Source organism: Niveispirillum fermenti (assembly GCF_052474395.1).
In genome coordinates this window covers 655948-682665 of record NZ_CP156681.1, presented here as the reverse complement: position 1 = coordinate 682665, position 26718 = coordinate 655948, and the positions used below count along the sequence as shown (strand labels likewise).

Sequence of the window (26718 nt, the reverse complement as noted above, 5' to 3'; positions counted from 1 at the left end):
TCAATCCTCCTGCCCCTGGTTGCCGGCCTCTTCGCCGGCCTTGGCACTGCGTTCATTGCGTTGATGGTAATAGCCGACGACGAAGCGCCCCTGATCCTCCAGCCCGAAATGCCGGGGCAGGGTGGTGGCCAGCCCGTCCATGATCTCGCCCACCTGTCCCTCGAACCAGCCGGCCAGCCGCTTGGTCTCCGGCTTCTTGCGCAGGACCGACAGATGGTGGTTCGATCCGCGCAGCAGCAGCGGGAACACGGCGGACGGCGTGGCCGATGCGGCCCCGAAATACCGGTCGCGGATGCTGGCATTGACGCTGCCCAAAGCGCGGTACTGGATACTTTCCAGCACGGCGAACAGCCGGCCCAGCCGGTAGGCCGCGTTTGTTTCTTCCCTGTCCAGGCTCACGTACAGTTCCTCCTTCTCAGGCGTTTCATGTTTTTCGGGGGCGGTGATGCGGGCATCACGGGCCAGCCAGGCCTTGATGATGGCGGCACGCGCCGGGCGGATTTCCCCATCGGCGCGGATGCGTTGCAGCACGGCGGAGAGAAGCGTGCGGGGATAGCGGCAGTTCGGGTTCAGGACGGCGCGCATCAATTCCCCACCCAGCAGGGGCTGGATATTCTCCGCCTTGTCCTGCACTGCCGTCTGGTACAGCAGGGCCTGCAGCTTGGGTTCCCCCTTCCAGGCCGGCGGGTCCAGCCGCAGGTCGTGCCAGTGCCAGCGCAGCGCCGAGGCGAAATCGCCCAGCGTCATTTCCTGCCAGAACCGCACCGACAGGCGGGCGGCGTTAGGGGCCAGGCCCAGAATGTAAAAGCGCGTGGCTGGATCGACGGTTACGGATGCCCGTTCCACCGGCATCCCCTTGGCCAGCTTTTCCAGCGCGTCGCCGACCTTGCGTGCCTCCTGCGCATCGGTCGGGATGTCGTCATCCTCATCCGCGAACCGGGGGGCCAATGCTGCACCGGCCAGTGCTTCCGCCTCCCTGGCGACCGCGATGCCCGACGCATCGGCCCAGAAGGCGACGGAGGTATCGCCCACCTGCACCCGGTTCTCGCTGCCCTTGGCCAACAGCGCGTTCAGCGCCGTGCCATAGCCGAAGGCCGCCGCTTCCGACACCGGCGCATTGCCGCCCTGTTCCTTGGCGTAGGAGGTAAAGGCATCCAGATTGAACGACACCAGCGAGGCGCCGGAGCTTTGTGCGCCCCAGACCCCCTTGATGGCCGGATGCAGGCGGGCAGCGGGGGCCTGTTCGCCCGTGACCAGACACATCTGTTTGTCGCTGGCGGTGGCCGCCAACTCCCGACGCCAGATTTCCTGCGCGGCGGGGCGTTCATGCAGGAACTGGCCGGGATAATCCTCGTCCAGCGCGAAGACGATATTCTGGTCCAGAATCTCCGTATCCCAGCCCTGATCCGTAAATGCATCCGGGTTCCAGGCCCGCAGAAAGGCCAGCAGGGCCTGCAGGCCGGGATCATCGCTTTGGCCCAGGGCCGCCTCATGCTTTTCCCGGAACGCGGCCAGATGCGCGGGATAGGTGGCAAGCCCGCCGCTGGCCTTGTCCTTGCCCAGCCCTAGCACGAATTTCGTATTGTCCCACAGGAAGAAGGCGCGGGGCGTCACGCCGGGCCGTTTGAAACTGGCGGGGACGGGCAGGGGCGTGGGCGGGCGCTTTTTATCGGTGCCGCGCAGATCATCGGGCGGGCGGGACAGGGTGCCATCCCGGTTCAGCACCAGACAGAAGCCGATGCCCTCGGTGGTGAAGCCGAAGGGCGGGGCCGCCCCCTCGGCCAGCAGCCGGTCATAATGCCGGTTCAATGCCACCAGGATGGTCATGACCGCACCTCCCCGCTATGCCGGTCCGGGACACTCAGCACGCCGTCGGAAAGCTGCGCCCGGAAGAACAGCGGCACACAACGGTCGTCGCAGCGATGCCCGCCCGGATCGCCATGGTGATCCATGTCCAGCAGCATCCAGCCCAGATCCTTGTCGGCCTGTTCCGCTGGCAGATTGTGGGCGGGGACAGGGTCGGTCCATAGCTCGAACGACGCCGGAAATTCCCGCGACCCGAAACAGGGTTGCTGGAAACATTGCCCGGTGGCGGCGCGGCGGTTGAAGATGTCCAGATGCTTGCCGGGATTGTCATCCGGCCCGGCCCGGTCGGTCATCTCGAAATGCGCTTCGATGATGTAATCCACATCGCGCAGCAAGGTGGCGGCCCGCTGCTGCCGGTCCTGATCGGCGCGGGTGTAAAGGTCGGTGACATGCCCGGCCTTCATCGCCTGTTTCACCTTGGCCACCGGCACCTTGGATGCCACCTCATTGCGGCGGATCGACATGAACTGAATGGGATTCAGCACATGGATGCGATCCACAACCCAGGTGATGGCTGGTTTCCAATGCACCGCCTCCAGAATGCCGCGCGCGGCAGAAGGTGTCAGGATGTCGTAGGACACCCTTTCCACCTTCATTTCCGGCCTGGAGAAACAGGCAAAATCACCCCGCACGCGCAGTTTCACGCCGAATGGCATTCGCCTTTTCCTCCCCTCACATGAATCCATTGCCAATGTCCCGATAAGTCGGATCATCCCAACGCAGACCCGCCTTCGCGTCATAGAGATCGCTGTTGGTCAGCAGCACGAACTGATCCCCGTAAAGGTCGGGCCGCACATACTCTGCCGCCTTCGCCTCCCGCAGCTTGTCCCGCGCCCTGATCGGCACCTGCACCATGTAGGGCTGGAGCTGGCGGGCGATGGCACCGGGGGAGGAGACATAGGAGAGGTCGCTTACCAGACCGGCGATCTTCTCCGCCGCTGGCTTGTACGGCACGATCACCGGGGCCTGGGCATCGTCGATCAGGCGGAACAGCCGGGCCACGGTTTCATAGGGGAACAGCAGCGTGTCGGCCCGGTCATCCAGCATTTTCAGGATGTTATGCTTGTCCAGCGCCCCGGCCAGCCCCTTTCTCCAATAAAGTTCCTGGAAATAGGCACGGATGGCATCCAGGCCCAGCGGGTCATCGGTGCGCGACAGCACCCGGGCCGCCGTGTCGGCGAAGACCTTCAGATCGGCGGGCGGGCGGTGGCCTTCCTCATCCGCCGGATTGAACAGCAGGACACGCCCGCCCTCGCGCCCATGTTCGCCATGGCGGTTACAGCGTCCTGCCGCCTGGGCCACGCTGTCCAGCCCAGCCAGCGCCCGCATCACCAGCGGAAAGCTGATATCCACGCCCGCTTCCACCAGGGAGGTGGCGACGACGCGCACGGGCCGCTGTTGCGCCAGATCCTCCCGGATGTCGGCCAGCACCGCGCGGCGATGTTCCGCACACAGCGCCGTTGTCAGCAGGCGGGGTTCCGCCCTGTCCGCTGCCTTCAGGGCGGCATAGAGGTCGGCGGCGTGGCGGCGGCTGTTGACAATGGTCAGGCATTGCGGCGCGCTTTGCATCGCCGTCACCAGGGCGGCCACATCGGGCCGGCCTTCCATGGTTTCCACCCGCACACGCTTCAGGGCCTGATACAGCCCCGCCGGGTCTGGTGCCAGTTCCCGCACATTATCCAGCCCGTCTGCGAACAGCTTGCTGCTGTTCACAGCAGGCTGGGTGGCGGTACACAGCACCAGGGTGCAGCCGAAATCTCGGGCCAGCGCATCAATCAGTTTCAGGCAGGGGCGCAGCAGCGGCTGGGGCAGGGTCTGTGCTTCATCCAGGATGACGACGCTGCCGGCAATGTTATGCAGCTTGCGGCATTTGCCGGGCCGGTTGGAAAACAGGCTTTCAAAGAACTGCACCGCTGTGGTCACCACCACGGGCCGGTCCCAGTTTTCCGCTGCCAGCCGCGCCTTTTTGCCACCATCCGGGGCCTCGGCATCGCTGACACCTGTCTCTTGTCGTTCGGAGCCGCCGTCAAAGCCGCTGTGATGTTCCAGGATGGCATCATCATCCCCCAGCGCCTTGCGGAACACATCCGCTGTCTGCTCCACAATGCTGGTGAAGGGGATGACATAGATGATCCGGCGTTTGCCCCAGTGCTGCGCATGGTCCAGGGCAAAGGCCAGCGACGCCAGCGTCTTGCCCCCGCCGGTCGGGACCGTCAGGCTGAACAGGCCCGGTTCCTGTGCGGCACCGTTCCGCACATGGGCCAGGACCTGCGCCCGCAGGTCGTTGATGGTCCCCAGTGCCGGATTTTCCGCCACATCGGCCCGTGCCTTGGCAGCCAGGGCCACCAGATGATCGGTCAGCCGGTCCCGCAACATCCCAAGACTGGTATCGCACCCGCGCTGCACGGGCTGCTGGTTCAGGTGGGCATAAAAAGCCTCCGTCGCCAGCCGGTCGGCATCGATCAGGGTGGAGAACAACATGCGGCCCAACAGGGAGCGGCGCAGGCCGCTATCCAGATGCTTGATGGAACTGCGCACCTGTTCCGGTGCTGGCGGCTCCGCCCCTTCCGCACAGGTCAGGTTGCCTTTATACCGGTCCAGCCGGCTTTTCAGGCTGCTGAGCTGTCCCTTCTCGCCATCACCATCGGCCAGCCCTGCATGGTGCCCAGCGATGGAAGCCGCCAGCAAGGGGCCCCATGAGCGCCCATAATGCTGACAGGCGATGGCCGCACCGGCCGTTGAATGATCCGGGCTGGGCCCCTGACCCCGGATATAGAGTTGATAGGCTTGCGCCATCTTCCCCACATCATGCAGCAGCCCCAATGCCTTACCCGCCACCTCGTACCCAAAGGCCCCAGCAAACCGCATTGAAAGGGTAGCGACACAGAGGAGATGATCCACAAGAGGTTCCCAGGTTCCATAGTCACCTTCACGACCGGAATGGGCGAAAATCATTACGGTGGTTTCCTTTAGTGGAAAATATATACAGTACACAATCAAAACGGATTAATCTATATCCATAAACAATTTAATGGATTTGTTTTTGAAGTTCAACTTTGAATGTGTACATCATGTCCGCCTGCTCATCCCGTCCGTGATGGCTATGGGCGCAAGGCACTTCCGTTCGCGCTGTTATTTCCGCCTGATTTGTAAAAGCATGGACTTGATCTGATGCGCACCCTGATGGCTGCCAACAGCCTTGCCGCTTATGATCTCATGCTGTTGTCCACTGCCATGGGGGCATATTCATCCATAACGGCGGACGACAACCGAACCGGGGAACCTTTAAACTGCTACCGAAAGGCCAGGAAGAAGCCGCCCCGCTGATGGCCATGTGTTTCGATATCCGTCGCGTCGATATCCAGGATGATCCGCTCCGGCGCTGTCGCATAACTGCCGGTGAACAGCTCGACATACAGATCCTGCAGACGCGACGGCTGCGCGGTGAATTTGTGATAACGCTGGTCAGCCTCCTCGAAGCTCCGCTCCAGCCGACCCAGCGTCGAACTCCCGGCCAGCGCCGGCAGCGGCGCGCCACCCGGCACCCGGGGCCTGGCTACCGCCGTCACCTTCAACAGCGGATCGTTGCGCACCAGGTCGTGATCCTTGAGGTCTTCGTACCCCAGCGCCATGGCGATGACCCGCTGAGCCAGCAGATCGGGCAGTGGATGCGTCACCTGCTTACGGTTGCGCCGGTCGTCGAAGCACGCCGCCATCCGTCCGAACAAATTCAGCCGACCGGCCACCTGACGCAACAGCAGCCCGCATGAAAAAGGGTCACAGACGGGCAATGGCCTGTCTGTGACCCTTCAAGATGCATCACCGGGCCGGGAAGCCCCGGCCTGGCCCGCCGGTCAGGCGCTGGTATTCACATGCGCGGCCCCGGCCTCGCCCTTGGCGACACCGACGATGGCCTCGCGCAGCAGGCGGCCATGGATCGTGTAGCCGGCCTGAAGCACCTGCACGACGGTGCCCGCCGGCTTTCCGGTGCCTTCCAGTTCCATCATGATCTGGTGGAAATTCGGATCAGCCGGGGCCCCCAGCGCTTCCATGCGGGCAATGCCTGCGCGTTCGAACGCGGCGCCCAACTGGCGTTCCGTCGCTTCCACGCCCGTCAGCAGGTTGCCGACGGCCTGGTTTTCCTCCCGCACTTCCGGCGTCACGGCTTCCACGGCGCGGCGCAGGTTGTCGGCCACGGCCAGCAGGTCCTTGGCGAACTTGCCCACGGCATATTTGGCCGTATCCTCACGCTCGCGTTCGGCCCGGCGACGGACATTCTCCGTCTCGGCCAGGGCACGCAGAAGCTGATCTTTCAGGGACGCGACCTCCGTCTCCAGTTGGGCGACGCGGGCCGTATCGACGGCCGGCCCGGTCGCCTGGGCCACCGGCTCCGCGGCGGCGTTGGGGTCGCTTTCATGGGTGTTGATCGTGTCGGTCATCGCGGAACAAGCCTTTGGATGAGGTACTGGAACAGGCGCCGGCCGGACAGGACCGGCGGCCCTCTGGTTTAGGCGGGAACGCCCCGCCTGTCGAGCCTTGTCGCCAAGAGAGATAGGGTGCCGGCCCCCGGTACCGCAAGGGGGTCAGCCCATCAGCCGGCCGATCACCTTGGCCGTATAATCCACCATGGGGATGATGCGGGCATAATTGATGCGGGTCGGGCCGATGACGCCGATGGCGCCGACGATCTGGTCCTTGGTGTTGGCATAGGGGCTGACGATCATGGAACAGCCGGCGTGGCGGAAAAGGTCGTTCTCCGCCCCGATAAAGATCTGCACCCCTTCGGCCCGGCCCGTGGCGTCCAGCATGCGCATCATCTGCTCGCGGGTTTCCAGCGCTTCGAACAGGGCGCGGATGCGTTCCAGGTCGGACAGGGCCGTGACATCCTCCAGCAGCCGCGCCTGACCGCGCACGATCAGATAGCCCTGGCTGCCGCGCGTGCCCGACCAGGTGGCCAGCCCCGTCTCCACCACCTTGCGGGTCAGGCTGTCGAGCTGGGTGCGCTGTTCCTCCATCTCCTTCTGGATCATGGCGCGCGCTTCGGACAGGGTGCGGCCCACGACCCGCGCGTTCAGATAGTTGCTGGCCATCTGCAGGGCCGATGGCGGCAGGCCCACGGCCACCTCCACGACGCGGTTCTCCACCAGCCCGTCCTCGGTCACCAGCACGACAAGGGCGCGGCCGGGCCCCAGATTGACGAACTCGATATGTTTCAGCGGCCGGTCCGTCTTTGGCGCCAGCACCAGCCCGGCGCAGGATGACAGGCCCGACAGCAGGTTGGTCGCCTCCTCCAGCACCTCCGGCAGGGAGCGGCCGCGTGCCTGACAGCCGGCCTCGATATCTTCGCGCTCCCGCTCCGTCAGGTCGCCGATCTCCAGCAGGCCGTTGACGAACAGGCGCAGCCCCGCTTCCGTCGGGACGCGCCCGGCCGAGGTGTGGGGCGCCATCAGCAGGCCCAGTTCCTCCAGATCGGCCATGACATTGCGGATCGTGGCCGGCGACAGGTTGGTCGTCAGCCGCCGCGAGAGTGTGCGCGATCCCACCGGCTCCCCGGTCTGGACATAGGCTTCCACGATATGGCGGAATATTTCCCGCGACCGCTGGTTCAGCTCGCTGATCATCCTGGCGCCGCCGGCCCTCTTGCCATTGCTCCGTCCCATGAAAGATTAGTGGGCGGCACGGCGCAAATCAATGGACGGACGCGGGGAGCAGGGATGGACGAAGGCTGGCAGGGTTGCTATGACCCTGCCTGTCCGATCATCGATGGAATATTGCTCATGTCCCGCCCCTCCGGCCGCCTGGCCGACCAGCTCCGCGCCGTCAGCCTGGAAATCAATTTCTCCCGCCATGCCGAAGGCTCCTGCCTGGTGAAGTTCGGCGACACGCATGTGCTGTGTACCGCCAGCGTGGACGAGAAGGTGCCGCCCTTCCTGCGCGGCAAGGGCCAGGGCTGGGTGACCGCGGAATATGGCATGCTGCCCCGTTCCACCCACACCCGCACCGACCGCGAGGCGGCGAAGGGCAAGCAGTCGGGCCGCACGCAGGAAATCCAGCGCCTGATCGGCCGCAGCCTGCGCGCCGTCACCGACCTGAAGGCCATGGGCGAGGTGCAGATCAAGGTCGATTGCGATGTCCTCCAGGCCGATGGCGGCACCCGTACCGCCAGCATCACGGGCGCCTATGTCGCCCTGCATCTGGCCTTTCAGCATCTGGTGCGGACCGGCACGCTGGCCCGGGTGCCGCTGACCGATCAGGTCGCCGCCATTTCCTGCGGCATCCATAATGGCCAGCCCGTGCTGGACCTGGACTATATCGAGGACAGCAATGCCGGGGCCGACGCCAATTTCGTGCTGACCGGCCGCGGCGGCATCGTGGAAATCCAGGGCACGGCCGAGGATAAGCCCTTCGAGGAAGCCGAGTTCATGGCCCTGATGGCCCTGGCCCGCAAGGGCATCGGCGAGTTGGCGGCGCTGCAGCGCGCCGCCCTGGGCGTCTGAGGGGGGGCCGCATGACCGTCCCCCGTCCCTTCACCGGCGATACGCTGGTCATCGCCACCCACAATAAGGGCAAGGTGCCGGAAATCGCCGCCCTGCTGGATGGCTTGGTGCGGCACTTCCCCAGCGCCGGGGAACTGGGGCTGGGGGAGCCGGAGGAGACGGAGACGACCTATGTCGGCAACGCCATCCTGAAGGCACGGGCGGCCGCCACAGCGTCCGGCCTGCCGGCGCTGGCCGACGACAGCGGCCTGTCGGTGGAGGGGCTGGACGGGGCGCCGGGCATCTTCTCCGCCCGCTGGGCCGGGCCGACCAAGGATTTCCGCATCGCCATGGCCAGGGTGGAAGAGGCGCTGAAGGCCAGCCCGGACCGCCGGGGCGACCGGGCCGCCTTCATCTGCGCCCTGGCCCTGGCCTGGCCCGATGGGCATGTGGAGACGGTGGAAGGGCGGGTGGACGGTCACCTGTCCTTTCCGCCGCGCGGCACCAATGGTTTCGGCTACAATCCCATCTTCATCCCGCTGGGCGACACGCGGACCATTGCGGAGATGGACCCGGCGGAAAAGCAATCGATCAGCCACCGGACCGACGCCTTCAACAAGCTGAAGGCACGCTGTTTCACCCTGGCGGGGAAATGACTCGAACTCGATCAAATGTTCCTGTAATGTTCTGATCATGCCATGCGGCATGGGTCCGTGCCGTCCGGCATGGACAAGATCATGGGGGAAAGAATGATTGGGTATGTGACGTTGGGCACCAACGACCTGGCCAAGGGCGCCACCTTTTACGACGCCATCGCCAAGGAGTTGGGGACCGGCCGGATGATGGAATTTCCCACCGGCATCGCCTGGGGTGATCCGAATGGCGGGGCCGGCATGGCCCTGATGAAGCCGTTCGACGGCAACGCCGCCTCTGTGGGCAATGGCGTCATGGTTGCATTCGAGGCCAAGGACAAGGAACAGGTCCAGCGGCTTTACGATCTGGCCCTGTCGCTGGGCGGCACCTGCGAAGGCCCGCCCGGCCCGCGCGGCGACAATTTCTATGCCGCCTATTTCCGTGATCTTGATGGCAACAAGCTGAACGCCTTCGTCATGACCATGCCGGGTTGATGCCCGCGTGTGTCCGGGACGGCCCGCATCGTCCCGGACAGCCTGGGCTCAACCCGGCAACCCGCCCGTCCGCACCGGATGGGGGCGGCGGGGATCATGAAATCCCGGTGCCGGCCCGCCATCGCCGGCATGATCACCTTCGGCGGACGTTCCCCTGGGCGGACGTTCCCCCGGCCTGCCGCGCAGGGGGCGTTTCCGGTCTCCGGGAAACCTGGTCCACCCCTTGCAGCGCCGCCACCGTCATCTGGTGGAGCATGCCTCACCAGATGACGGTCAGTGAATTTCCGCCACCACCGTGGACGTTAACGACGTCAAGTCGTCTTTTTATTCTCTACGCTCGCCAAAACCCAGCCGTCTTGCCGTCCGCCATACGGTGTCATGCGTCACCAGCAGCCCGCGCCCGGCCAGTTCCGCGGTGATCCCCCGGATACTCATGCGATCGCGTCCCGCAAGCCGGCTGCGCAACCATTCCAGGTCGTCACCCGCGATGACCGGTTGGCGGCGGCCACCAACCCGGTCGGGCAACAGGCTGGCTCCGGCCTGTTGCTTGCGGCACAGACGGCGAGCCGTGGATATGGAGATGCCGAATCGTCCGGCCACCGCCGTCATCGCCTCCCCCGCCTCGATGGCGGCCACGACACGCAGGCGCAGATCAATGGGGACGGCCCGCACCATGGCTCATTCCGCACGCGCGCCGTCGACACGCGGCACCCCGATGGACGCGGCGTCGCCAATGTCGATGGGCACCAGCCCGAAGTGCATGCGCCACGGCGCCGTCGGGTCGTTGCCGAACATCGTGTACCAGTAGCGGCCCTGCTTATCCCTGAAGGCCGTGCCGTGGCCGCCATGGGGGGCACCGATGCGCCGCTGGCTGTAGGGACCGAACAGGGTTCTGGAGGTGCCATACATCATGTCGTAGGTGCCATGGGTGCGCAGCGGTCCATGCCATTCCGCCCCGGTCAGGAAATAGACCCCGTTCACCTTGATCAGGCCATTGCCTTCATATCCGACATGGTCACCATCCACATCGACCAGTTGCCGGACTGGCCCGTCGAAGCCGTCGCGCCGGTCGTTCAGCCTGCCGATGCTGCCGCCGCCCCACAGGAAATAGAGACCGTCATCATCTTCGAACGGGAACCCGTCGATGCCCTTAACCAGATAGCTCTTGCCCGTATTCTCGTATGGTCCCTCCGCCTTGCCGGTTCTGGAGCGGTAGAGCCAGGTCTTGCCGCCGACACCACGTTCCATGACCGAGAAGGCCAGATAGTAGGTCTTGTCGCGTTCGACCCATTTGATCTCCGGCGCCCAAAGCTCGGCAATGTTGTTGGCGAAATCATAGCCCATCCCTTCCCAGCGGAAGATGAAGCCGGCATCGTCCCAACGCTTCATATCCGCCGACCGCCAGAGCTTCACCCCGCCATCCGGACGGTGATAGCCATAGCCGTCCTGGGTGCCGACCAGATAGTAATAGCCGTCGCCGCCCAGCGTCACCGATGGGTCACGCATCATCTCAGAGGTTAGCAGCGGTTGGCGGGCGGCGACGGCACTGTCCTCGGTGATCACCGAAGCCGCCTGGCGCAGACGGCCGTCGGGCGCGCGCTCCAGCGGGACCAGCCCGACCTGTTCGCAGAACAGGGCGAAACCATCCTCGCATTTGGGATTGTAGGCGGTCGCCAGGCGACCGTCATCCAACCGGACGACAGCCCCCTGCCCAGCATGCGGCACGGCCAGCATCCGCATGCTGAAAGGACCGTAGGGTGTCGGCCCCTCCGCCATGAACAGATCCTCCGTCGCGGTGCGCATGCGTCCGGTGACCTCGCTGGCGGCCAGGACATAACGGTCGCCGTCGCGGAACATCGTCGCCCCCGACATGCCCACCCGCACACGCACGGGCCAATCCTTGCCCACGGGCGGATGCTTGGCGAACAGGGCCTGATCCGGCTTCAGGAACCTTGGTGTCTCGGCCAGTCGGTCGAAGCCAGCCGACAATTTGGCGATATTGCCGCCACCCCACAGCAGATATCCCGTCCCGTCCTGATCGACGAAGAGGGAGATATCGGCGGCATCATCGACAAGACAGGCAGAGGCGGTGAAGGTCCCGTCCGGGCGTGCTGCCTGACCCACGGCGACGCGGGCGCAGCCGGTCTTGTCGGCAAAGGCCAGATAGAGCCGGTCGCCGGCCACGGTGACCGATGGCGCCAGATACCGTTCCGATACGTCCCCCGGCTCGATCCCGCTGCCGGTGATCCGCGCCGGACCCCAGCCCTTCCAGGCCTTGCCATCAGCGGAGGTCCAGAGCTGTACCCCATGGCGGACCCCCGTGCGCAGGACCGTACCGGTCAGCACCCAGCCGCCATCGGCCGTGCGGGCGAGGGATGCATCGCCGATGGCCCGTTCGCTGAAGAACGGGGTCACCGGTTTCGCATCAGCCGACGGCATGACGACCGCGTTGCTGTCCATCGACGGGTGGTCGGCGAAAATATCGTCGGCCACAGCCTTCTTGAGCTGTTGCTGCTGTGCCGGTGCCGGCCCCGCCATCAGGGTGGCAGAAAGCAGGGCCAGGATCGAAAGGTGCTTCTTCACTGGCATCAGTCCTTCTGCAAGGCGCGGAAATCATCGATCCAGGCATAGTTGGCCGCGGCACTGCCATCGGCATTGGGCCTGATCGATCGGGGGGCAAAGACGCTGTTGATCAGCCAGGGCGTCTTGTCGGGACCGAAATCGGCCGCCATGGAGCTTCCCTGCTTGAAGCCATAGGTGGCAACCGCCAGACGGCCCGTATCCCGGAACATCTTCATCTGATTGACCAGATAATGTTTGCGGGTTTCGAACCAGGGGCTGAGCGACAGGTAATCGTCCCATTGCTGCTTGGTAAAGGGCTGCTCCAGGGCGGACTGCATCACCTGCCAGTTCCGGGATTGCGGCGACACGCCGTACTTCGTCGCGAAGGCCGGGGAGACCGGTTCGCGCATCTGCTTTTTCCACCACCAGACCAGGGAGAATTCCGTGACAAGGAATTTCTGCTCCGGCCGCATGCGCGGCAGGATGTAATCCAGGAAGGGCTGCGAGGCCTGGATCGACGGAATGTGGGGATGGATATCCACCCCGTCGATCTCCGGTGTCGCCTTGACATAATCCATCCAGCGCGCGACAGACGGCGTGAGGTTCTTCTTCAGGTCCAGGCGGTTCAAGGCGCCCATGTAAAGCCGGGTCCGGCAGTCGCCACCGCATCGGCTCGCGCGATACTGTATGATCCGGGCGGCCATCGCCTCATAGAAGGTGTTCAGATCAAGGTCGCGATCCTCTTCCCGGCTTTCGATATAGGGCTCGTTGCCGATCACCAGGATGTCGATCCTGTCCATCACCAGCGGCAGCAGGGCATCGAGACGCGCCAGTTCCTTCTGAAAGGCCGGTGTGCCTGCCTTGGGAAAGTCGCTGCGCGGAAACGGCCATTTCAGCGACAGGATGGTCTTGTAGCCGTGTTCGCCCGCCGCCAGAACCGATCGCACCGCGCCATGGTCGGCGGCACCCTTGTCCAGTTGCGGCATCGGGACGAACAGCCGGATCCAGCGCGCCTGGGCTTTTTCCAGGTCGCGATAATCCACATCCTCGAAATGTTCGTTGTAATTGGCCCCCAGCGCCGATTGGGCCAGGACCGGCGTGGGTCCGAGGGCCAGGGCCGTCAACAGCAGAAGGGTCTTGCGCATCGTCGATCTCCCCAGTTTGGATATTATGATTGGCCGGAACCGGATAATACCGGCTCGCGATGAGTGGAATTCATCGCAAGCTGGTCCGGCGGCGACCGCCACAGCACCGCTCGTGCGGCGCGCCCGAGCCAACGAATGTTGGCGCCGGCGGTTGAGGGCTGAGGGCTGTGATCAGAGCCAACAGGTTCTGATCACAGCAAAATAGTAAAAGGTCGTCCTTCACGGCGCTGCGGGGCGGCTTCGCCCATCGCGTTCGATCCTGTCCAGCAAGGCGGCCATCCGGCCTGCCAGGTAAGGCATTGTGGCCGCCAGATTTCTGGTCTCGCCGGGATCGCCGGCCAGGTCGTAAAGCTGGGGGCCGGGCGCGGTACCGATCGGGTTGCCGTGGAACGGCGCGGCATCCACGCTGGCCCGGATGAATTTCCAGTCCCCCTGGCGCAAGGCCAGAACACGCTCGCCGCTGCCGGCCACCATGGCCCCGCTGACCACCATCAGCTTGGTGTCCTCCACCACATGCGTGCGCCCCTGATCGGTCTTGCCCAGCAACGGGTTCAGCATGTCGAAACTGTCCAGCGCCCCGTCGCGGGGCAGTTCCTGTCCCGTCAGCACCGCCAGCGACGCGACAAGGTCCACATGGTCGACCAGCGCCGACGACACATGGCCCGCCCGGACCTGACCCGGCCAGCAGGTGATCATCGGCACGCGGGTGCCGCCTTCCAGGATGCTGTATTTCCCGCTGCTGAACGGGCCGGACGGGCGGTGGTCACCCGCCAGTTCCACGGCCCCGTCGTCATAGCCGTCGAACAGGATGGGGCCATTATCGCTGCTGAACACCACCAGCGTGTCGTCGGTGATGCCCATACGGTCCATGGCGGCCATCATCTCCCCCACGGTCCAGTCGAGCTGCAGGATGGCATCGCCGCGCGGCCCCATGCCGGACCTGCCGACGAAACGCGGGTGCGGCGCGCGGGGCACATGCGGCTCATTCACCGCGAAATAAAGGAAGAACGGATCTGTCCTGCTTGCGGACATGAAGGAAACGGCCTTTTCCAGCAACAGATCACTTAGATCCTCGTCTTTCCAGCGGGCCGCCTTTCCACCCGTCATATAGCCGATACGGCTGATACGGTTGGTGATGGTGCCGGAATGTTCAGGATCGGCACCCATCTGCCGCTGGTCAGGATTTTCGGTTCCCGTGGGTTCCGTGCCGATCTTCCGCTTGTAATCCACCGTGATCGGGTCCGTCGGGTCCAGATTGACCACCCGACGATTCTCGATCAGGACGGTGGGCACACGGTCCAGGGTGGCAGGCATGAAAAATCCGTAGTCGAAACCGACATCCAGCGGCCCCGGCCCGATCTCCCCATTCCAGTCGACCTGCCCGTCGCCCAGGCCCAGATGCCATTTGCCGACCAGCCCGGTCCGGTAACCCGCCTTCTGCAACATGGATGGCAGGGTGAAGCGACCGGGGCGGATCAAGGCCGGGGCGTCACCCGGCAGGATCTGCGTGCCCGACGCGCGCCAGGCATAATCCCCGGTCAGCAGGGCATAGCGGGAGGGCGTGCAGGTCGCCGACGGCGAATGGGCGTTCACGAACCGCGTGCCCCCCGCGGCCATGCGGTCGATGTTCGGCGTGTGCAGGCGCGTGCCCCCATAGGCGCTAAGATCCCCGAAACCGAGATCGTCGGCATAGATGACGACAATGTTCGGCCTGCGCCGCGCGCCCGTCAAAGCCAGGGCCGGCATTGCCAGGGTGGCTGTCGCGCTCCCCAGCAACAGCGCGCGACGAGTCATCCGCGCATTCATCCGTGCCTGTCCCGGCGGTTACGGTCGCCCCGGTCGCGGTCCCCCGACGGCGCGCCGGCGATCAATATCGTCTTGGTACGCACCTTCATTCCTTCCCGGCGTCGATTGCTGTGCTGGCGCCACCGGGTTTGCGGGCAGGGCAAGACATTCGCGCGGCCATGCCGCGACGTCTTTGACCGCCCGAGCCCTTGCGGTGACATGAATGCAGCGTCGGCAACGCGGCGCGGCTTCGTCCAACGGTGTGGACTGTAACAGCCCCACCGTGGTTCGCAATATAAATCATATCTATTAGATAAAAAAGCGCAGACCCTTCAGCAGCAGGGCTGCCGGTAGCGGCCTAAGCAGATTTTCCGAACGCCGCCCACAGATGGGCGGGCTCGGAAAATCTGCAAACAATGGAGTTGGCAGGTTCCTCCAGGCCGGGCCATGTGTGGCCCGATCTGGAGGAACCTGCTTAGCCGCGCGTCAAGCCCTTCACCATGACGGCTCGCGCCGCAATCAGCAGGTCGCGGGATGCGGCGGCGGCGGCTTCGGGGTCTCCGGATTCGATGGCGAGCAGGACACGTTCATGCCTTGCCAGCTTGATGTCAGCGGTGCGCGTCTGATCATCCGTATAACGGATCGAAAATAGCAGGGCAGCTTCAATCAAGTGCTTCAAACGGTTGATGAAACGGTTGCCGCTGGCAGCAAGGATCGCCAGATGGAAGGAGATATCGGAATCCAGCGGATCATCATCGCCCCGCAAGGCAGCATGCATACGGGTGAAGGCCACACGTATGGCAGCCAGCGCGACAGGATCCGCCCTTTCTGCGGCACCCGCCGCCGCCTGTGGCTCTATGCCCAGGCGAATATCCGTGAATTCGACCAGCAGCGGCAGAGAGAAATCCCCCATCAATATCCAACGCAGGACATCGGCATCCAGCAGATCCCAGGAGGTCTTGGGCGTTACCGAGGTGCCTTTGCGCCGGCGCGCCGTGACCAGACCTTTCGCACTCAGTATCTTCACCGCTTCACGCAGGACGCTGCGGCTTGCCTGATATTTCTGGGCTAAATCCGCCTCCACCGGCAGAATTTCACCGGACGGATATTCGCCAGAGACGATCGCCGAGCCGATATCTTCAACGATACCCAATGTTCGTTGACCGAGTTCCGCGTCCGGATGCCATAGACGGCGTTTGACGATCGATTTCATTTTCCCACATGGGTTAAGATCAGCCCTGTATCATCAAGGCGGTAGTTATCTTAGCAATATGATAAATGTTAGTCGAGCATCAGTGCCCCCGCCCGTCAGACCCATGATCGACCCGGAATCTCAGATAGCGCAGGTGCGGCAAGGTCGTGTTTTATGATATATTAATGCGATAAATATAAAGCTAATGAGGGAGAGAGCCGGGGCATGCTCAACCGATATCCGACAACATCATACGCCTGCGCGGGTTCCGCCAATCCCGAAACGTCCTTGGGAACATGACAAGCCTGTCGCAGATTGATCTGGTGGTGGTGGTGATCTATGTCATCGGCATTTTCGGCCTGGCCCAGTGGGTCAGCCGGGGAAAGGCCAGCCATGCCAAGGATATGTCGGACTATTTCCTGGCGTCGAAATCCCTGCCCTGGTGGGCCATCGGCGCCTCGCTGATCGCCGCCAACATCTCCGCCGAACAGATCGTCGGCATGTCCGGTTCCGGTTATGCGCTGGGTCTTGCCATCGCCTCCTATGAATGGATGGCCGCCCTGACCCTGCTGATCGTCGGCAAGTATTTCCTGCCGATCTTTCTGAAGAACGAAATCTATACCATGCCGCAGTTCCTGGAACAGCGGTATGGGCGCGTCCTGCCCGTGCTGATGGCCGTGTTCTGGCTGGCGCTTTACATCTTCGTCAACCTTACCGCCATTGTCTGGCTGGGCTCCATCGCCGTCAACAAGGTGGCGGGCGTGGACCAGAACGTGGCGCTGGTGGCACTGGGCGCCTTCGCGCTGCTGTATCAGCTCTATGGCGGGCTGAAAGCCGTGGCGCTGACCGACATCGTGCAGGTCACGCTGCTGGTGCTGGGCGGGCTGGTCATCTCCTACCTGACCTTGCAGGAGATCGGCGACGGCCGGGGCGTCATCGCCGGCTTCCAGGTCCTGACCGAGCGCGTTCCCGGCCATTTCGACATGATCCTGGAGCCCGACCATCCGTTCTACAAGGATCTTCCCGGCATCGCCGTGCTGGTCGGCGGCATGTGGATCGCCAATCTCAGCTATTGGGGCTTCAACCAGTATATCATCCAGCGCGCGCTGGCCGCCAAGAGCCTGGGCGAGGCCCAGAAGGGCGTCGTTTTCGCCGCCTATATCAAGCTGCTGATGCCCGTCATCATCGTGCTGCCCGGCATCGCCGCCGTGGTGCTGGCCCCCGACCTGTCCAAGCCGGACGAGGCCTATCCGACCATGATGCGGCTGCTGCCGCCCGGCCTGCTGGGCCTGGTCTTCGCCGCCCTGATCGCCGCCATCATCGCGTCGACGGCGTCCAAGATCAATTCGGTGGCCACCATCTTCACCCTGGACCTCTATGCCAAGGCGCGCGGCATCAATTCCAAGGCGGAAGCCGGCCGGGGCGGGCATGAAAAGCACCTTGTCCTGGTCGGGCGCATCGCCGCCGCCGTCGCCGTCATCATGGCGCTGGCCACCGCCCGGCCGCTGCTTGCCAGCACCGATCAGGCCTTTCAGTTCATCAAGGAATTCTCCGGTTTCTTCACGCCGGGCATTACGGTGATCTTCCTGCTGGGCCTGTTCTGGAAAAAGGCCAATGAGGCCGGGGCCATTGCCGCCGCCCTGGCCTCGGTCCTGCTATCCTATGCCTTAAAGATCGGGGCGCCGCATATCCCCTTCATGAACCGGATGAGCATCGTCTTCATCGCCAGCCTGCTGCTGGCCGTGATTATCAGCCTGGCCCTGAAAAGCCGGGGCGGCGCCAATCGCATCTCCATGCGGGGCGTGTCGTTTGCCACACCCTCCACCTTCAATATCGCGGGCATCGGCGTCATCCTGATCCTCATCGCCCTTTACGCGACCTGGCACTGATACCAGGTTGCGGTGAGCTGAACTCATCGCAACCTGGCTGGCGCGTTGAGCGCCCGCGCGCTCATGCGCCCATGCGCGCGCGTGCCAAAGCCGCCGGATGGCGGCGCCCGGCGCATGTGGGATGCCTTGATCAGGATCATAGGGTCTGATCAAGGCAGATACGTATGAAATCCTGGCGTCACTGCATCGCCTTTCCCACGGCCGGTCCCGGTGTCGGCAATTTGGCGATCCAGGCCGACAGTTTGGCCGACAGGCGCTTCGTCACGTCCGCGTTTTGCGTGACGCGGTCATCCTGTTCACGCGGATCATCATCGATATTGTAAAGCTCCATGCCCGACCCGTCGGCATTCATCAGCAGTTTCCACGCACCCGAACGGATCGAATAGAGCGGACCGAACTGGGCTTCGGCTGCCGGCCGCGCAACATGCATGTAAAGGTCGGGCCGCTTCATCAGCGGGGAGCCCCGCCATGCCCTGCCAATGTCGATGCCATCCACGCCTTCGGGCGCCGCGGCGCCGGCGATGCGGGCCAGCGTCGGGAACAGGTCAACCGCCTGCGTGACGGTGGTGGCATCCCAGCTACCGGGCTTCACCTGCCCCGGCCACCGGACGATCAGGGGCTGGCGCACGCCACCTTCATAAAGGCTGGCCTTGCGGCCGCGATAGGGACCGGCGGAACCGGGCGTCTGCGCCCCCACCGTCGGACCATTGTCGGAGGTGAAGACGATCAAGGTGTTATCCAGCGCGCCCGCCTGTCGCAGCCCCTCCATCAGGCGGCCGATCTGGGCGTCCATGGCGACCAGCACGGCCAGGAACCGGTCTTCGGCCTCATTCTTGCCCTTGCCCTTCACGGCGGCAATCTGTTCGGCATTCGGCTTCCAGGGCGTATGCACATCGTCCAGCCAAAGCTGGGCGAACCAGGGCCCATCACGGTGACGGCGGACAAAGTCCAGCGTCTTGTCGACAAAGCGCGCCGTCACCTCGGCCCGCGGCGCCCAGTCGATGGGCCCCTGTCCCAGTTGCGCGCTCTGCCGTGCCAGGTCGCCATCAAGATCGTTGGGCAGCAGGCGCGGCCCCAGCCCTTCGAACTGGGTGTAGCTTTCATCGATGCCATAGGCCGACGGCAATGGGGCATCGCCGATATCGCGCCCGCCGCCCAGGTGCCATTTGCCGAAATGGCCGGTGGCATAGCCCACGGATTTCAAGGCACGCGGCAGCACCGGAATTTGCGGATCAAGCCAGTGCGCTTGCCCGAACTGCTCGTTACGGCGGCGATGGGCGATGAAGGTGACAAAGCGGTTGGCCGCCGGAAACTGCCCCGTCATGAAGCCCGCACGCGATGGCGAGCAGATCGGTGCCGCATTGTAGAACTGCGTCATCACCATGCCGTCGCGGGCCAGCGCGTCGATATTGGGCGTGGCCACCAGCCGGTTGCCGGAGATGGAAAGATCGGCAAAGCCCATATCATCCACCAGGATGAACAGGATGTTGGGTTGCCGGACCGCAGGGGATGCTGCGGCCGATAAGGCCGGTGCGCTTCCCGTCAGCATCAGGGCCGCCGCCGCCGCCCCCATGCGCAATGCCGCGCGGCGCGTTGTTCGCCAGGATGTCATGTCGCTCCCCCCGTCTGGTGTTTCCTCGCCTCGACCGGATCAACCGGCCTTGCGCGGCTTTTTCGGCTTTACAGGTTTGGCGGCCGGGTGGGTTGCAAGGATGGCGGCGAGCCGGTCCCGCAGGGCGGGTTCTGCATCGGCCAGATTGCGCGTCTCCTGCGGGTCGGTGACCAGATCGTACAGTTCGAAACTGCGTTCACCGAGGCGCTCGTTGTTCCACCGGACCAGACGGTACCGATCCGTTCGGATCGCCTCTCCCAGCCATTCACCGCGCGGATAGCAGTGATAGGCGTGATCGCGGACCCGGCGCGCCGGATCGGTCAGGACCGGCATCATGCTCATGCCGTCCTTGGGCTGCGGGCCGGACGGTGCGCCCGTCCCGGCAAGGGCCGCCAGGGTCGGGAAAATGTCCACCGTTTCGGTCAACTGACCCGTCACCTTGCCGGCCGCGATGCCCGGACCGGCGAAGATCAGCGGAATGCGCGTTGCCTGCTCGAAATTCGTATGTTTCGTCCACAGGCCATGGTCTCCCAGATGGAAACCGTGGTCGCCCCACAGGACGACGACCGTGTCCTGCGCCAGTCCGCTGCGGTCAAGCTCGTCCAGCACCTTGCCGATCTGCCGGTCGACATAGGTGACGCTGGCATAATAGCCGTGGATGAGCGTGCGTTTCAGTTCATCGGGGAAATCCTTGCCGGCGACCCCGGCGGGAACCTCGCGATAGGCCTCGATCTCACCGCCGACCTTGCCCGCATAGCGCGGCGCGCCCTCCGGCAACTGCTCAAAACTTGCCAGAGGCAGACGGGCGGGATCGTACATGTCCCAATAACGCCTGGGCACGGAGAAAGGCAGGTGCGGCCGGGCAAAGCCCACCGCCAGAAAGAAGGGCTGGCCACCGCCCTTCAGCGCGCGCAGCCTGCCGATCGCGTAATCGGCCGTGCGTCCATCGGCATAGGCATCATCGGCAACGTCGGGCTTTTCCCACGCCGCACCCTTGGCCAGCGTGCGGGCATAGGCAAAGGGATCGCCATCGTCGCTGGGAACCTCCTCGAACAGGGCCTCCTCCTGCGTTGGCAGGCCGCCGGTGCTGGCTGTCTCCACATACTCGATCAGCTTGTCCTTATGGTGCGGCACGGACCAGCCGGCCTTGTCGTCCTTGGTGCCATGGCCGATATGGTACACCTTGCCCATGCTTTCGGTCCGGTAGCCCGACGCCAGGAAATGTTGCGGCATGGTCACGGCATCGGGCAGGTAGTCGCGCAAGTTCATGCCGAAATCATAGATGCCGGTGGAGGTGGAGCGCGAACCGGTCATCAGATTGATCCGGCTGGGCGCACAGACGGCCTCGTTCGCATAAGCCGCATCGAACCGCGTTCCACGCGCCGCCAGACGGTCCAGGTTGGGCGTGATCGCCATGCGGTCGCCATAGGCGCCGATCAGCGGCTTCAGGTCATCGACCAGGATCAACAGGATATTGGGCTTTTTGCCTGTCCTGGCGTTCACCGAACCGGTGGCCGCCCTGGCTATGCTGCCCGTGCAGCCACTCAACAGCGCTCCCGCCATGGCAGAGCCCAGCAAGCGCCGGCGTGTCACGTTGCACATCCGCGTCCCCCTTTTCACTTTCATTCTTGCCCCGAAACATAAGCCTAATAAATCTGATTAATCAAGTCACGATGCAACGCTACAGTCACAGGTCGTCATTCTGCGCATAACAGGAACACGCAAACTCATTCTGGCGTCGCGCGCACCGATCCTGCAGAGGAGCAGGACTTTGCCGTATGCCGACCCTGCGGGGCTCGCCGGTATCCTTGATACGGTGTCATGGCGATCGATCCGGTGTGCGGCCATGGCGCAAGGGTATGTCAATTTGTGTTAAATCATATTATTGCCTTGCTGACCGCTATATATCATATTATTGAGATAGATAATTCAAAACCAAATTTGGGAGGCAACTAAAGTGCGCACCACGCATCGTGCCCGGTTGGCCGCAACCACTTCGCTTCTGGGGCTGATGGCGGTCACGCCCGCCTTGGCACAGAACGCCGGGAGCTCAAGCCCCAGCGCCACCGGACAGACCGCGGTCATGGAAGAAATCGTCGTTTCCGGCATCCGCGAGAGCCTGGAATCCGCGCAGGCATTGAAGCGTCAATCCGATCAGATCATCGAGTTGGTGGTGGCCGAGGATATCGGCAAGCTCCCTGACGTGACCGCGTCGGAATCCCTGGCCCGTATCACGGGCGTCCAGGTGGAGCGCAACAACGGTGCCGCCCAGGGGGTCCGCATCCGCGGCCTTCCCGATCTGGCCACGACATATAATGGCCGTGAGATGTTCACGGCCGGCGGCCGTTTCGTGCAGTTGCAGGATTTCCCTTCCAACAGCATCGCCAGACTTGATGTATATAAGTCCGCCAGCGCCAATCTGCAGGAGGCCGGGCTGGCCGGCCTCGTGGATGTCCGCTCCCGCCGGCCCCTGGATTTCAAGGAGGACCGCGTCGCCGGCGGCATCAGCCACCTGCACTGGTACCAGGCCCGGCAGAATGGCATCGACGCCAATCTGCTGGTGAGCAAACGATGGGAGACCGGTATCGGCGACATGGGCTTCCTGGTGGAAGGCGCCTATGCCGACACGAAATTCATCGATTCCTCCCGCGCTGTCAGCCAGACCATTTCCAACCGCCGCCTGACCCCGACGGCCGATCCGATCCGCTATCCTACCTTCGTCAATATCGACTATGTGACGGCCAAGCGCTGGCGTCCCAATGCCGCGACCGTCTTCCAGTGGCGTCCCCGCACCGACCTTGAATTCTATATCGATGGTCTGTTCCAGGGATACCGCAGCAAGGGTGGCGGCCGTAATCTGAATGTCGGCACGGGCGATCTCGCCAACCTCACCGATATCGTCCTCTTCCCCGACAGCAATCTGGTCAAGAGCTTCACGGCCACCGCCGGCGCCACGCCCAGCGGCGGGCAGGGTGTGGTCGACGGAAAGACCGATACCTACCAGACCGGCAGCGGCTTCATCTGGCATGGCGATGACCTGCGGCTTACCGGCGATGTCGCGTTTACGGACTCCACCTTCACCACGACGAATTTCCGCGCCAATTACACCTTGCGGTCACAGCCCAACCGGTCGTTTGATTTCGACACGGATGCCGGTGTCGGCGGCGGCACGGTCACCTTCACGAATTTCGACCTGACCGACCCCAACAATTATCGCCTTACCGGGCTGGCGGAGACCGGAGACCGCACGCACGGGCGTAGTGTCCAGGCCCGGATGGATGCCGATTATGCGCTTTCCAGCCCGTGGATCAGCAATCTTCAGGTCGGCATCCGCTACAATACACAGGAAAACGAAGCCTATAATTTCTCCCGCAACGGCACCGCGCCCGCCGGACAGTTCTATCCGCTGCTGCCGCTGGAATACTCCATGGTGCCGCCTGGCTTCCGCGGGGATGATGCCACATCGATCCGTACCTTCCTGACCCCGACAACCGGAAGCCTGACCGCACATGCGGACGATCTTCGCGCACTGGTGAATGTTCCTGCCGGGCGCCCGGCCTGGGGCGACGCGATCTATGAAGGGGAGGAGCAATCATACACGGCCTATCTCCAGGCCCGGTATGATTACGAGATCGCCGGCATGCCGATCGACGGTCTGGTGGGATTGCGCGCGGTGCGAACCGAGAACGCTGTCACCGGCACCGCGCGTTCCACCGAACAGGGGCCCGGCGGACAGGTTGTCGTGGTCCAGCCGGTCACGCGCAAGAACGCCTATAACGACTTTCTGCCCAATGTCAGCGCCCGCCTGCGGATGACGCCGGAACTGCAATTCCGCACCGCGTTCACCAAAACCCGCACCAAGCCGGGTTTCGGCGCGCTTGATCCGTCGCTGACGATCAACCTGCCGCCGCCGGTCTGCATCGCCGATCCCGCCGTGCCGGAAAACGGCCCCAATCATCCGGACTGCGTTCGTTCCGCCTCGGGCGGCAACCCCGACTTGAACCCGGTCAAGGCGACCAACTACGACGCATCCCTGGAATATTATTTCAGCCGCTCCGGCGCCATCACGGTCGGCGTCTTCCGCAAGGATATCACGGGGTTCATTTCCAACTTCACCACCGAAGTGCGCGACCCCGAGTTCAACCGCCTGAACGTCAACCGTCCGGAAAATGGCGGTGAGGGCCGGATCCAGGGGATCGAGGCTGGTGCGCGAACCTTCCTGAGGGCGCCATGGCTGCCCAACTGGCTGGAGAATGTCGGCGGCATGGTCAATTATACCTATCTTGACCATGCGTCCGAACTGGCACCGGGGCTGGCGGCGACCCTGCCCGGCAAGCAGCCGATTGCCGGCGTCTCCGACCATGTCCTGAACATGTCGGTATTCTATGACACCCGTCCGCTGTCGCTGCGGGTTTCCTACAATTACCGGTCCAGCTATGTCGTCAGCTATGGCCAGGTCCAGGATCCGGCCCTGGGGGCCAATGTGCTGGGGCCGACCCTGCCGGTTAAGGAGAATGGGCGCGGCACACTGGATTTCTCCGCCACCTTCAGCCCGGTGGAGGACATCACCCTTTCCTTCAACGCCACCAACATCCTGCACACCCCGACCCAGAACCGCCGCACCTTCAACGCCCAGGGCCAGTCCTATCCGTGGCAGACCCGGTTCCTGGAAAGCGTCTATCGCGTCGGCATGCGGTTCCGCCTCTGACGAGGCCTTGTGTTCCCGCCCTGGATGATGGCATCGCAGCCATCATCCAGGGCGTGTTCTTTCCAGGTTGTACCAACTTGCGATGAGTAGAACGCATCGCAAGTTGGTCCGGCGGCGACTGCCACAGCACCGCTCGTGCGGCGCGCCCGAGCCAACGAATGTTGGCGCCGGCGATTGAGAATGATGTTCGGGGTCCTGGATGTGACCCTGCCGCCGCCACTGTTCGCCGGCGGCGCGAACGCCACCCCAGCGGCAAGCGGCACCGTGGAAGCCAGCAGCGATTTCAGAAAGGCACGTCGCCCCAGATCGCCACGCGCATGATCCTTCAAGATGTTCATCATTCCCCCGTTTCCTGAATGGCAGGGGCCGTGCAGCCTCTCATCCTTGCCATCGCGCCATGACAGCATGGCTTGACGGCAAGGAGCCATTTCATCATCATATATATCATATTTATTATGACCGTTGCCCGGGGAATCTGCATGTTTTTCGCCGCACGCCGGAACCGTGAAACGGGCAACCGCCCGGCCCACATCCTTTGTCTGGTGGGGTGCCTGCTGGCCACGCCGCCCTCACCGGCCCAGCACAAGGTTGTGGATGACATCTTCCTGGACCACCCGTCGATGGACCGCAATGCCACGACCCTGCCCACCGCCGATGCCAGGCCGGTGCAGGCGATCTTCCGCGAGCGTGCGCTTCAGGACGCCTCATTGGCCCGCGCCGTTGACGGCACCCTGTTCCTGACCGGCACACCCCAGCGGGACGGTCCCAAAGACGGTTTCCGTCTGTGGGTGTCAGCTGATGCCAAGCAGTGGCGGGCACTGGGGGCCGTCCATGCGCAGGGACGCCGGCTGCTGTCGCCGGAGGTCGCAATCCGGGGGAATCGGCTGTACCTGACCTTCCAGGACCAGGATGGCTGTGCCCGCATCGCCGTGGGGCGGGTTGCCGAACCGACGGCACCTTATCAGGAAAGCCCCTGCCTGGTGGAGAATGCGACACATCCGTCGCTGTTTATCGACGATGATGCCGCCTATCTGTTGTGGGAGGGCGGCATGATTGCCCGCCTGACCCCAGATCTACAGGCACTGGCGGAGCCCCCCCGCTTCCTGAAACCCGATCCGTCCCTGTTTGGCCAGTTGCCGGAGGGGCAGGACTGGCCCGTCCGGTCACGGATCGGTGAAAAGGGGGCGACGATGTTCAGGGACGGCGACCGCTATGTCGTCGTGGCCAGCGAGGTGACGGGCCGCATGCGGGCCCCGACGGAGGACGTGTTCATGGCCACGGGTCCGACACCCTATGGCCCCTTCAGCCGGCGTTTCCTGGCGGTCCCCCATGCTGGCCGCATTTCGGTCCTGCGCGACGCGGATGGGCGCCTGTTCGCCAGTTACAATCCGCAATGTGCCGATCATCTGGCCCATATATGCGAGCAGGTCGGCCTGGTCCCGTTGGACCGGACGGAGGGCGGCCGGTTGCGGCCGGCGGCATCGGTGCTGACGGAGAACAGCCCCGTGGCCCATGCCAGGCCGGCCCTGCCGGAAACCGCGATCCGCGATCCTTCCGTGACGATGGCGGCGGACGGGACCTATTATCTGGTGGGCACCACCAGCCGCAACCGGGAGGCCGACGGTGTCCTGGCGCTATGGCGGTCCGACGACCTGCGGGAATGGACGCAAACCAGCCTCCGCTTCGATCGTGACGGGCTTGGCGTCACCTTCCGCAATCTGGCTGCCCTCTGGGCACCGGAAATCAAATGGGTGGCACGGGACCGTACCTTCTATCTCGCCTTCTCCATGATGGAACGCGACGTGGGTGGGCGGACCTGGCTTTACCGCAGCCTCTCCGGCCGGGCCGAGGGACCCTATCGGAATGTCGCCAAAGCCAATCTTGTGACCGGCATCGACGGTTTCATCTTCGAGGATGGGGACAATCTCTACCTGTTATGGGGCGGTGGCCATCTGGGCCGGCTGAATGCCCGGCGGGATGGGTTCGAAGAACCGCCGGTCCGACTGCTCGATACCGACGGGGAGAAGGTGGGCTATGAAGGCAATGGCCTGATCCGGCTGGGCGACACCTATTTCATCACGGGTGCCGAATGGAACGGCCCGCTGCGCACCCATGGCACCTACGACATGATGTATGGCGCGGCCCGCTCGGTGCTGGGGCCCTACAGCAAGCGACAGGTGGGGGCGCCCCATGCCGGACATGGCACCTTGTTCCAGGACCGGGGCGGCCAATGGTGGACCACCATGTTCGGCAACGATGTCACCGCCCCCTATCGCAAACGGTTCGGCCTGGTGCCTCTCCGGTTGGATGAAGGACGGATCATGGCGGATCATCCCTGATGATCCTTGCCCGCACT

20 protein-coding genes are annotated in these 26718 nt (G+C 63.9%); 6 read left to right on the top strand and 14 right to left on the bottom strand.

Annotated features, from left to right (window positions below):
• The 6 genes from cas8c to hrcA form a co-directional block, all read right to left on the bottom strand.
• Complete coding sequence (cas8c, locus tag ABC728_RS14595) at positions 1 to 1827, bottom strand: type I-C CRISPR-associated protein Cas8c/Csd1 (RefSeq protein WP_416621954.1); 1827 nt, start codon at positions 1825 to 1827, stop codon at positions 1 to 3.
• Complete coding sequence (gene cas5c / locus ABC728_RS14590) at positions 1824 to 2522, bottom strand: type I-C CRISPR-associated protein Cas5c (RefSeq protein ID WP_416621953.1); 699 nt, start codon at positions 2520 to 2522, stop codon at positions 1824 to 1826. Before cas5c ends, cas8c begins: the two co-directional genes overlap by 4 nt.
• Before the next feature lie 16 nt (positions 2523 to 2538).
• Complete coding sequence (gene cas3 / locus ABC728_RS14585; RefSeq protein ID WP_445376583.1) at positions 2539 to 4734, bottom strand: CRISPR-associated helicase Cas3'; 2196 nt, start codon at positions 4732 to 4734, stop codon at positions 2539 to 2541.
• Positions 4735 to 5159: 425 nt separating this feature from the next.
• Positions 5160 to 5612, bottom strand: a complete 453-nt coding sequence (locus ABC728_RS14580; RefSeq protein WP_445376646.1) for a transposase — start codon at positions 5610 to 5612, stop codon at positions 5160 to 5162.
• 108 nt (positions 5613 to 5720) lie between these two features.
• Complete coding sequence (gene grpE / locus ABC728_RS14575; RefSeq protein WP_416621950.1) at positions 5721 to 6305, bottom strand: nucleotide exchange factor GrpE; 585 nt, start codon at positions 6303 to 6305, stop codon at positions 5721 to 5723.
• Positions 6306 to 6449: 144 nt separating this feature from the next.
• On the bottom strand, positions 6450 to 7487 hold the full coding sequence (hrcA, locus tag ABC728_RS14570) for a heat-inducible transcriptional repressor HrcA (protein WP_416621949.1): 1038 nt from the start codon (positions 7485 to 7487) through the stop codon (positions 6450 to 6452).
• 156 nt (positions 7488 to 7643) lie between these two features.
• On the opposite strand from hrcA, the gene rph reads away from it, so the two are divergent.
• From rph to ABC728_RS14555, 3 genes are all read left to right on the top strand, one after another.
• Entirely contained in the window at positions 7644 to 8363 is a 720-nt protein-coding gene (rph, locus tag ABC728_RS14565; RefSeq protein ID WP_416621948.1) for a ribonuclease PH, read from the top strand.
• A gap of 11 nt (positions 8364 to 8374) precedes the next feature.
• Positions 8375 to 8998, top strand: coding sequence for an RdgB/HAM1 family non-canonical purine NTP pyrophosphatase (gene rdgB / locus ABC728_RS14560; RefSeq protein ID WP_416621947.1), 624 nt, complete (start codon positions 8375 to 8377; stop codon positions 8996 to 8998).
• A gap of 93 nt (positions 8999 to 9091) precedes the next feature.
• Complete coding sequence (locus ABC728_RS14555; protein ID WP_416621946.1) at positions 9092 to 9469, top strand: VOC family protein; 378 nt, start codon at positions 9092 to 9094, stop codon at positions 9467 to 9469.
• A 324-nt stretch (positions 9470 to 9793) separates the two neighbouring features.
• On the opposite strand, the gene ABC728_RS14550 is transcribed toward ABC728_RS14555, so the two are convergent.
• The 5 genes from ABC728_RS14550 to ABC728_RS14530 all read right to left on the bottom strand — a co-directional run bounded on the left by ABC728_RS14550 (position 9794) and on the right by ABC728_RS14530 (position 16174).
• A complete protein-coding gene (locus tag ABC728_RS14550; protein ID WP_416621945.1) occupies positions 9794 to 10144 on the bottom strand; it encodes a helix-turn-helix domain-containing protein in 351 nt (116 codons plus the stop codon).
• 3 nt (positions 10145 to 10147) lie between these two features.
• Positions 10148 to 12058: a family 43 glycosylhydrolase gene (locus ABC728_RS14545; protein ID WP_416621944.1), complete on the bottom strand. Its 1911-nt coding sequence runs from the start codon at positions 12056 to 12058 to the stop codon at positions 10148 to 10150.
• Positions 12058 to 13176: a hypothetical protein gene (locus ABC728_RS14540; protein WP_416621943.1), complete on the bottom strand. Its 1119-nt coding sequence runs from the start codon at positions 13174 to 13176 to the stop codon at positions 12058 to 12060. Before ABC728_RS14540 ends, ABC728_RS14545 begins: the two co-directional genes overlap by 1 nt.
• 219 nt (positions 13177 to 13395) lie before the next feature.
• Positions 13396 to 14970 (bottom strand): sulfatase family protein, encoded by a 1575-nt coding sequence (locus ABC728_RS14535; RefSeq protein ID WP_416621942.1) that lies wholly within the window; start codon positions 14968 to 14970, stop codon positions 13396 to 13398.
• 466 nt (positions 14971 to 15436) lie between these two features.
• Positions 15437 to 16174, bottom strand: coding sequence for a FadR/GntR family transcriptional regulator (locus ABC728_RS14530; protein ID WP_416621941.1), 738 nt, complete (start codon positions 16172 to 16174; stop codon positions 15437 to 15439).
• Positions 16175 to 16449: 275 nt separating this feature from the next.
• Between ABC728_RS14530 and ABC728_RS14525 the strand changes: the two genes are divergently transcribed.
• A complete protein-coding gene (locus tag ABC728_RS14525) occupies positions 16450 to 18042 on the top strand; it encodes a sodium:solute symporter family transporter (protein ID WP_445376582.1) in 1593 nt (530 codons plus the stop codon).
• 178 nt (positions 18043 to 18220) lie between these two features.
• On the opposite strand, the gene ABC728_RS14520 is transcribed toward ABC728_RS14525, so the two are convergent.
• Positions 18221 to 19654, bottom strand: coding sequence for a sulfatase-like hydrolase/transferase (locus ABC728_RS14520; RefSeq protein WP_416619055.1), 1434 nt, complete (start codon positions 19652 to 19654; stop codon positions 18221 to 18223).
• Between the two features lie 39 nt (positions 19655 to 19693).
• Positions 19694 to 21247, bottom strand: a complete 1554-nt coding sequence (locus ABC728_RS14515) for a sulfatase (protein ID WP_416619054.1) — start codon at positions 21245 to 21247, stop codon at positions 19694 to 19696.
• A 490-nt stretch (positions 21248 to 21737) separates the two neighbouring features.
• Between ABC728_RS14515 and ABC728_RS14510 the strand changes: the two genes are divergently transcribed.
• The gene (locus ABC728_RS14510; protein ID WP_445376581.1) at positions 21738 to 24362 is read left to right on the top strand and encodes a TonB-dependent receptor; all 2625 of its coding nucleotides are present in this window, start codon (positions 21738 to 21740) and stop codon (positions 24360 to 24362) included.
• Here the strand turns inward: ABC728_RS14510 and ABC728_RS14505 are convergent.
• A complete protein-coding gene (locus tag ABC728_RS14505; RefSeq protein ID WP_416619052.1) occupies positions 24332 to 24703 on the bottom strand; it encodes a hypothetical protein in 372 nt (123 codons plus the stop codon). The two genes, ABC728_RS14510 and ABC728_RS14505, sit on opposite strands and share 31 nt — an antisense overlap.
• A gap of 138 nt (positions 24704 to 24841) precedes the next feature.
• On the opposite strand from ABC728_RS14505, the gene ABC728_RS14500 reads away from it, so the two are divergent.
• Positions 24842 to 26701 (top strand): family 43 glycosylhydrolase, encoded by a 1860-nt coding sequence (locus ABC728_RS14500; RefSeq protein WP_416619051.1) that lies wholly within the window; start codon positions 24842 to 24844, stop codon positions 26699 to 26701.
• Positions 26702 to 26718: the final 17 nt, after the last annotated feature.

What these genes read in the sequence shown, in the direction of transcription:
- cas8c (WP_416621954.1), bottom strand. Translation starts at nt 1,827, where the DNA reads ATGACCATCCTGGTGGCATTGAACCGGCATTATGACCGGCTGCTGGCC.
- cas5c (WP_416621953.1), bottom strand. Translation starts at nt 2,522, where the DNA reads ATGCCATTCGGCGTGAAACTGCGCGTGCGGGGTGATTTTGCCTGTTTC.
- cas3 (WP_445376583.1), bottom strand. Translation starts at nt 4,734, where the DNA reads ATGCGGTTTGCTGGGGCCTTTGGGTACGAGGTGGCGGGTAAGGCATTG.
- grpE (WP_416621950.1), bottom strand. Translation starts at nt 6,305, where the DNA reads ATGACCGACACGATCAACACCCATGAAAGCGACCCCAACGCCGCCGCG.
- hrcA (WP_416621949.1), bottom strand. Translation starts at nt 7,487, where the DNA reads ATGATCAGCGAGCTGAACCAGCGGTCGCGGGAAATATTCCGCCATATC.
- rph (WP_416621948.1), top strand. Translation starts at nt 7,644, where the DNA reads ATGTCCCGCCCCTCCGGCCGCCTGGCCGACCAGCTCCGCGCCGTCAGC.
- rdgB (WP_416621947.1), top strand. Translation starts at nt 8,375, where the DNA reads ATGACCGTCCCCCGTCCCTTCACCGGCGATACGCTGGTCATCGCCACC.
- ABC728_RS14555 (WP_416621946.1), top strand. Translation starts at nt 9,092, where the DNA reads ATGATTGGGTATGTGACGTTGGGCACCAACGACCTGGCCAAGGGCGCC.
- ABC728_RS14550 (WP_416621945.1), bottom strand. Translation starts at nt 10,144, where the DNA reads ATGGTGCGGGCCGTCCCCATTGATCTGCGCCTGCGTGTCGTGGCCGCC.
- ABC728_RS14545 (WP_416621944.1), bottom strand. Translation starts at nt 12,058, where the DNA reads ATGCCAGTGAAGAAGCACCTTTCGATCCTGGCCCTGCTTTCTGCCACC.
- ABC728_RS14540 (WP_416621943.1), bottom strand. Translation starts at nt 13,176, where the DNA reads ATGCGCAAGACCCTTCTGCTGTTGACGGCCCTGGCCCTCGGACCCACG.
- ABC728_RS14535 (WP_416621942.1), bottom strand. Translation starts at nt 14,970, where the DNA reads ATGACTCGTCGCGCGCTGTTGCTGGGGAGCGCGACAGCCACCCTGGCA.
- ABC728_RS14530 (WP_416621941.1), bottom strand. Translation starts at nt 16,174, where the DNA reads ATGAAATCGATCGTCAAACGCCGTCTATGGCATCCGGACGCGGAACTC.
- ABC728_RS14525 (WP_445376582.1), top strand. Translation starts at nt 16,450, where the DNA reads ATGACAAGCCTGTCGCAGATTGATCTGGTGGTGGTGGTGATCTATGTC.
- ABC728_RS14520 (WP_416619055.1), bottom strand. Translation starts at nt 19,654, where the DNA reads ATGACATCCTGGCGAACAACGCGCCGCGCGGCATTGCGCATGGGGGCG.
- ABC728_RS14510 (WP_445376581.1), top strand. Translation starts at nt 21,738, where the DNA reads ATGGAAGAAATCGTCGTTTCCGGCATCCGCGAGAGCCTGGAATCCGCG.
- ABC728_RS14505 (WP_416619052.1), bottom strand. Translation starts at nt 24,703, where the DNA reads ATGATGAACATCTTGAAGGATCATGCGCGTGGCGATCTGGGGCGACGT.
- ABC728_RS14500 (WP_416619051.1), top strand. Translation starts at nt 24,842, where the DNA reads ATGTTTTTCGCCGCACGCCGGAACCGTGAAACGGGCAACCGCCCGGCC.